This window comes from Streptomyces sp. WAC05292, from assembly GCF_003949955.1.
In the GTDB taxonomy this organism is placed as follows: Bacteria; Actinomycetota; Actinomycetes; order Streptomycetales; family Streptomycetaceae; genus Streptomyces; species Streptomyces globosus.
The window spans coordinates 1-5,545 of the sequence record NZ_RPSE01000401.1 but is presented as its reverse complement, the minus strand read 5'-3'; the positions used below and the strand labels follow the sequence as shown (position 1 = coordinate 5,545).

The following is a 5,545-nucleotide window of genomic DNA, read 5'->3' as shown; positions in this document are numbered from 1 at the left end:
GTTCTCGGCCGGCGGGGCGGCCGGCTCCGCAGGCTGGGCCGCCGGCGGCTGCGCGGCCGCCGGCGGGGTCGTGGTCGACGGGGTGGTCGCGGGCGGGAGCGCGCAGTTCGCGACCGAGCTGCGGACCCGCTCGCCGGTGGAGAAGTGCCGGAGCTTGCAGGCGTTGGTGCCGAGCCCGCCGTCGACCTGGGCGTAGCCGGGGCCGATGACGAGGAGGGAGTCGTTCTGGCCGCGGACGGTGTCGTTGCCGGGGCCGCCCTGGACGATGCCCGCGGACTCCGCGCCCACGGACTTCGGCTCGATGATGTCGTGCTCGCTGCCGCCGAGGATCCGGCCCCCGAGGTCGACGTTGCCGGTGCGGATGGTGTCCTTGCCGTCGTTGCCGAAGACCTGGCCGCCGCCGCGCTGGTACTCGCCGGGCTCGCCGAGCACGCTGCCGGTGGTGATCATGTCGTCGCCGTGGTCGCCGTAGACGGTGGCGCCGTGGTCGGCGGTGCCCATGACGAGGGCGGTGATGATGGTGTCGTTGCCGGCGCCGCCGCGCACGGAGGCGTTGCCGTTGCGGGGGGCGAGGTTGTTGACCTGGAGGGTGTCGTTGCCCTCGCCGCCGAGCACCTGCGAGTCGATCAGCATGCCCTTGACGCGGATGTTGTCGTCGCCGCCGCCGCCCCAGATGATGGCGTTCTCGACGTCGTTCTCGCAGACGATCGTGTCGTTGCCCGCGGTGCCCCGGACCTCCTGTCCGGGGCGTGCCTCCACGCCGTTGACGTAGCACCAGTGGGACGGCAGGGGTTCGGCGGCACTGGCCGGTCCCGCGGCGAGCGAGGCGGCGGCAGCGACCGTCCCGGCGAAGGTGTACGTGGCGGTGCGTAGGGTGCGGCGCGTGCGCAGCATGAAGTCTCCCGAGCATGGGTGGTGTGTGTGGTGGGGGTTCGGTGTGCTGGTGGTCGGTCAGGACAGCCCGTGCCGCAGGGGCGTGAGCTGTTCGATGTCGTACCGGTTCCGCAGGTCGGCGATCGCGGCGGTGTCCGGGGCGACGCCCGAGTCGAGCAGGGCGATGAGCTCCTCGAAGTACCGCTCGTGATCCGGTGGCGGTGAGGCCTGGAAGAACATGCGGGCCGGCTCGCCGGTCGGGTTGGCGAAGGCGTGCGGGCAACCGGGCGGGACCACGATGACGGTCCCGGGGGTGGCCCGCACGACCTGGCGTCCGTCGAGCGACTCCCAGTGTCTCCAGTCGTCGCCGCTGCGCACGCGCGGCTCGAAGGCCATGACGTCGAGTTCACCCTCCAGGACGTAGAACAGCTCTTCGCTGCGGATGTGCCGGTGGGCGCCGACGTCGAAGCCGGGCGGGACGACGACCTCGAAACTGGAGGCGACGGTCGAGTGCTCGCCGGTCACCTTGAAGGTGACCTGCTGGGCGGGGGTGTGCAGGGTCCGGCCGTGGCCCGGCGGCACGAGCAGGCCGTCCCGGGCTGCGTGCGCGGTCATGACCAGGTCACCGGCAGCCCTTCGGGGCCGCGGATGAGCGCTCCGGGCCGCCAGCGCAGTTCCGCGGTCGGCACGGTGAAGCGCAGGTCCTGGAAGCGGTCGAGCAGGGCGTCGACCATCAGCTCCGACTCCAGGCGGGCGAGCATCGCGCCGGGGCAGAAGTGGGGGCCGTACCCGAAGGAGACGTGCGGGTTCGGGCTGCGGTCCAGGTGGAGTTCGTCGGGGTCGGGGAAGACGTCGGGGTCGCGGTTGGCGGCCAGGTAGGAGACGTAGACCGCCTCGCCGGCACGGATGAGCTGGCCGGCGACGACGACGTCCTCCAGGGCGATCCTGGACAGGCCGACCGCGTTGCGGTGGGGGATGTAGCGCAGCAGCTCGTTGAGCCCGGAGGGCCGCAGCTCGGGTCTGTCGCGCAGCCGGTCCATCAGGTCCGGCCGCGTGAGCAGGATGTAGACCATGTTGCCGACGTTGTTGGTGACGGCCTCGCCGCCGATCTGGATGAGCAGGCCCAGACCGGTGGCCTCCTCCAGGGTGACCTCGCCGTCGCGGACGGCCTTGTCGAGGAGCCCGATGACGCTGTCGTCGTGGGGGACGTCGCCGGAGCGCAGGCGCGCGGCGAGGTAGGCGAGCGCCTCGTTCTTGGCGCGCTCGCTGCGTTCGGCGCCCTGGGCGGAGGAGAGGATGAGGGTGGTCCATTCGTGGACCACGGGACGGTCCTGCTCGGGTACGCCCATCAGCTCGCAGACGACGGCGAGCGGGAAGGGCGCGAGGAGGCGTTCGGTCAGGTCCGCGGGCGGGCCGTCGGCGAGGATGCCGTCGACGAAGCCGTCGAGCATCTCCTTGGCCCGGGTGCGCAGGCGCTCCACGCCGGTCGTGGTGAAGGCGGCGGCGACGGTGCGGCGCAGCCGGGTGTGGTCGGGCGGGTCCTCGAACCCGACGGCGCCGGGCGCGGGGATGAAGTGGGGGGCCAGGCGGGTGACGTCGTGTTCGGCGACGAGCTTGCGGCTGAACCGCGGGTCGTTGGCGACCATGCGCACGTCGTCGTAGCGGCATACGAGCCAGGCCCAGCCGGATCCGTTGGGCAGCCGGATCCGGGTGACGGGCCCCGCCTGCATCAGTCCGGCGAGGACGGGGTCGAAGTCGACCCCCTCCAGCGCCGGGGTGGGCCAGTGCGTGACGGGTGGCCGTGCGGTTGCGGGGCCGTCCTTCAGCATTCTTCGGATTCCTCCCTCAACCGGTCCCTCGTTCGGAGGTCCAGCTGCCCAGTGAGATCTCTGCGGTGATGCCGGGGCCGAAGCCGGCCAGCAGGCCCTTCGCGGCGTCGGCGGTGCGGTTCTCGTCGAAGAGGCGGCGCAGCGCGTCGAGGACGACGGCGCTGGCGATGTTGCCGTACTCGGTCAGTGTGGCCCGACTGAAGCGGAATGCTTCGGGTGCCACACCGAGGTACTTGCTGAGGTCGTCCAGGATGCGTGGTCCACCCGCGTGGATGATGTAGAAGTCCAAGGCTGCGGCGTCCCAGCCGTGGGCCTTGGCCAGTTCCTTGAGGGACGGGGCGAGGGGTTCCATCGTTCCGGGCACACGCCGGTCGAGCTTGAAGTGGAATCCCGTCGACTTGACGTCGTACATGATCCAGTCCTCTGTCTGGGGGATGATGTACGAGCTGTTGCGGTGCAGGGTCATGCCGGTGCCGCCGCGGCCGCGGACGACCGCGGCGCCGATGCCGTCGCCGAAGAGGCCGTTGGAGAGCAGGTTGCCGACCTCGAGGTCGCTGGGCTGGTAGCACAGCGAGCACAGTTCGCAGGACACGATCAGCGCGTTCGCGTCCGGGTAGGCGGTGCAGAAGTCGTGGGCCCGGTTGACGGCGGCACCGCCGGCTGCGCAGCCCAGCTGGGCGATGGGGAGCTGCCTGGTGTCGGTCCGGAAGCCCATCGCGTTGATCATCCAGGCGGTCAGCGAGGGCATCATGAAGCCCGTGCACGACACGTAGATGATCATGTCGATGTCCTTGGCGCGCAGCTGCGCGTCCTCGAGCGCCTGCCGCACCACGGCGGGGACCCGGGCCTTGGCCTCGGCCTCGTAGACCGCGTTGCGCGACTCGAAGCCGGGGTGCTTGAGCGTCTCCTCGATGGGCTGCACGATGTGCCGCTTCGCGACGCCGGTGTTGCGGATCAGACGCAGTGCCAGGTCGAGCTGCGGATGGTCCGCGTGCACGGATCGGGCCAGGTCGAGGGTCTCCTCCATCGTGATCACGTGCTCGGGCACGGACACCGTTGGCCTGCACAGAGTCGCCATGGGTGGCTCTCCTTTCCTGTCTGACACAGCCTCACGGACCCGCAGCCGAAGCGCGCGCGGGACTACGGCGTTGGTGACATGGGCCAATCCGGTGATGCTGCCCGGCACGGGCGGCGGGGCGGGTGGCGACCGGGAAGGGATGCGTGTGCCGATATGGCCGCGGAAATCCCATGTGGCCGCGGAATCGTGCGGTCGGGGGAGCCATCCACGCAGGGAGATGAAGCATGACGGCAGAGCCGAGAACGGCCGCGGGGCCGGCTGCGCAGCCGGCCCCGGACGAGACGGTGCACCACTGGAACCTGGACGACTTCCAGGCGCTGGACTTCGACCCGTTCCTCCACGAGCGGCTGAAGGAGAAACGAGCCGCCCGCATCAGGCTGCCCTTCGGCCAGGGCGACGCCTGGCTGATGTCGCGTTACGCCGACGTCAAGGCGGCCACGACCGATCCGCGTTTCAGCAGGTCGGAGCTGGTGGGCCGGACGATCACCGCCTCCTCGCCGCACGCGATCGCCTCACAGAAGGCGTCCTTGAACTACGCCGACCCGCCCCGGCTGAACGACATGCGCCGCGTGGTGGCGCGCGCGTTCACCGGCAAGGCCATGCAGAAGCTCCGGCCTACCATCCAGCGGACCACCGACGGCCTGCTGGACGGGATGGAGCGGCACGGCTCGCCCGCCGACCTGGTCGAGCACCTGCACGGCCCGCTGCCCCTCGCCGCCGTCGCCGACCTGCTCGGGATGCCGCACGAGATGCGGGCCGACATGACCGACTGGGCGAATGTGGCGATGACGCCGGGGCCCGCCCCCGCGCAGAGCGTCGACGCGCTCAAGACGGTCCGCGAGACGGTCGTCGCCCTCCTGGAGATGCGCCGCAAGGAGCCCACCGACGACCTCGCCGGGGTGCTGACCTCCGCCGCCGCGGCCGGCGAGATCACCGACGACGAGGCCGTGTCGCTGGCCACCGCGATCCTGGTGAGCGGCGCCCACGCGGTCCGCAACAACAGCGCCAACATGGTCTACGCCCTCCTCACCCACCCGGAGCACCTCGCGCGGCTGCGCGCCGAGCCGGAGCTGATCCCCCAGGCGGTGGAGGAGCTGCTGCGCTTCATCCCGCACCGCAGCGGTGTGGGCCTGCCGCGGATCGCGACGCGCGACCTGGAGATCGCCGGGGTGCAGATCAAGGCGGGCGACGCCGTCTACTCCTCGTACCTGGCGGCCAACCGGGACCCGGAGGCCTTCCCCGACCCGGACAGGCTGGACTTCGACCGCGGCCCGATCGCCCACATGGCCTTCGGGAACGGCCCGCACCACTGCGTCGGCTCGATGCTGGCCCGGATGGAGTCGGAGGTCATGCTGGCCACGCTCCTCGACCGCTACCCGCGGCTGGCCCTGGCGGTCCCGCCCGAGCAGGTCGAATGGCAGGCCGGCGGCCTGATCCGCGGCCCCAAGTCCCTTCCGGTGTCCTGGTGATACGCCGGCACCGGATCAAGGTGGTCAAGGGCGTACCGGACCACATAGAACTGGCGGCCCTCACGGCCGCCCTGCTCGTGCTCGCGCGCGCCGCCGAGATCGCGGGTCCGCCCCGCACCACCCGGCACCGCCGCGCCCACTGGGACCGCGACCTGCCGTCACCGGTCCACCACCCCGCGCACTCCTGGCGCGCCCGCCCGAAGTCCGCCCTCCCCCACTGAGGACGGCGCTCCGGAAGGGGACGCCGGGACGGCGAAGCCGCGGCGGCCGCACTGCTGCGGCCGCCGCGGCGGTGC

Annotated in this window: 5 protein-coding genes and 1 pseudogene; 2 read left to right on the top strand and 4 right to left on the bottom strand. The window is 71.6% G+C overall.

All coding sequences use genetic code 11. The features are described 5' to 3' along the window. From EF903_RS27780 to EF903_RS27765, 4 genes and pseudogenes are all read right to left on the bottom strand, one after another. Window positions 1-894, bottom strand: a pseudogene (locus tag EF903_RS27780) (hypothetical protein); the annotation flags it as partial. Window positions 895-951: 57 nt separating this feature from the next. Continuing rightward, the gene (locus EF903_RS27775; protein WP_125547709.1) at window positions 952-1,488 is read right to left on the bottom strand and encodes a cupin domain-containing protein; all 537 of its coding nucleotides are present in this window, start codon (window positions 1,486-1,488) and stop codon (window positions 952-954) included. Beyond that, window positions 1,485-2,702, bottom strand: a complete 1,218-nt coding sequence (locus EF903_RS27770) for a cytochrome P450 (protein WP_125547707.1) — start codon at window positions 2,700-2,702, stop codon at window positions 1,485-1,487. The genes EF903_RS27775 and EF903_RS27770 overlap by 4 nt, the downstream gene beginning before the upstream one ends. A gap of 16 nt (window positions 2,703-2,718) precedes the next feature. Further along, window positions 2,719-3,780: a type III polyketide synthase gene (locus EF903_RS27765; protein WP_114055166.1), complete on the bottom strand. Its 1,062-nt coding sequence runs from the start codon at window positions 3,778-3,780 to the stop codon at window positions 2,719-2,721. A gap of 224 nt (window positions 3,781-4,004) precedes the next feature. Here EF903_RS27765 and EF903_RS27760 point away from each other — a divergent pair, with 224 nt between their 5' ends. Next, entirely contained in the window at window positions 4,005-5,249 is a 1,245-nt protein-coding gene (locus tag EF903_RS27760; RefSeq protein WP_125547705.1) for a cytochrome P450, read from the top strand. After that, window positions 5,246-5,470 carry an acyl-CoA carboxylase epsilon subunit gene (locus tag EF903_RS27755; RefSeq protein ID WP_185902853.1) on the top strand — a complete coding sequence of 75 codons (225 nt, stop codon included), beginning with the start codon at window positions 5,246-5,248 and terminating at the stop codon, window positions 5,468-5,470. Before EF903_RS27760 ends, EF903_RS27755 begins: the two co-directional genes overlap by 4 nt. Window positions 5,471-5,545 lie beyond the last annotated feature (75 nt).

Excerpts from the sequence above, each read along its gene's own strand:
- EF903_RS27760 (WP_125547705.1), top strand. The coding sequence starts at position 4,005 with ATGACGGCAGAGCCGAGAACGGCCGCGGGGCCGGCTGCGCAGCCGGCC.
- EF903_RS27775 (WP_125547709.1), bottom strand. The coding sequence starts at position 1,488 with ATGACCGCGCACGCAGCCCGGGACGGCCTGCTCGTGCCGCCGGGCCAC.
- EF903_RS27765 (WP_114055166.1), bottom strand. The coding sequence starts at position 3,780 with ATGGCGACTCTGTGCAGGCCAACGGTGTCCGTGCCCGAGCACGTGATC.
- EF903_RS27770 (WP_125547707.1), bottom strand. The coding sequence starts at position 2,702 with ATGCTGAAGGACGGCCCCGCAACCGCACGGCCACCCGTCACGCACTGG.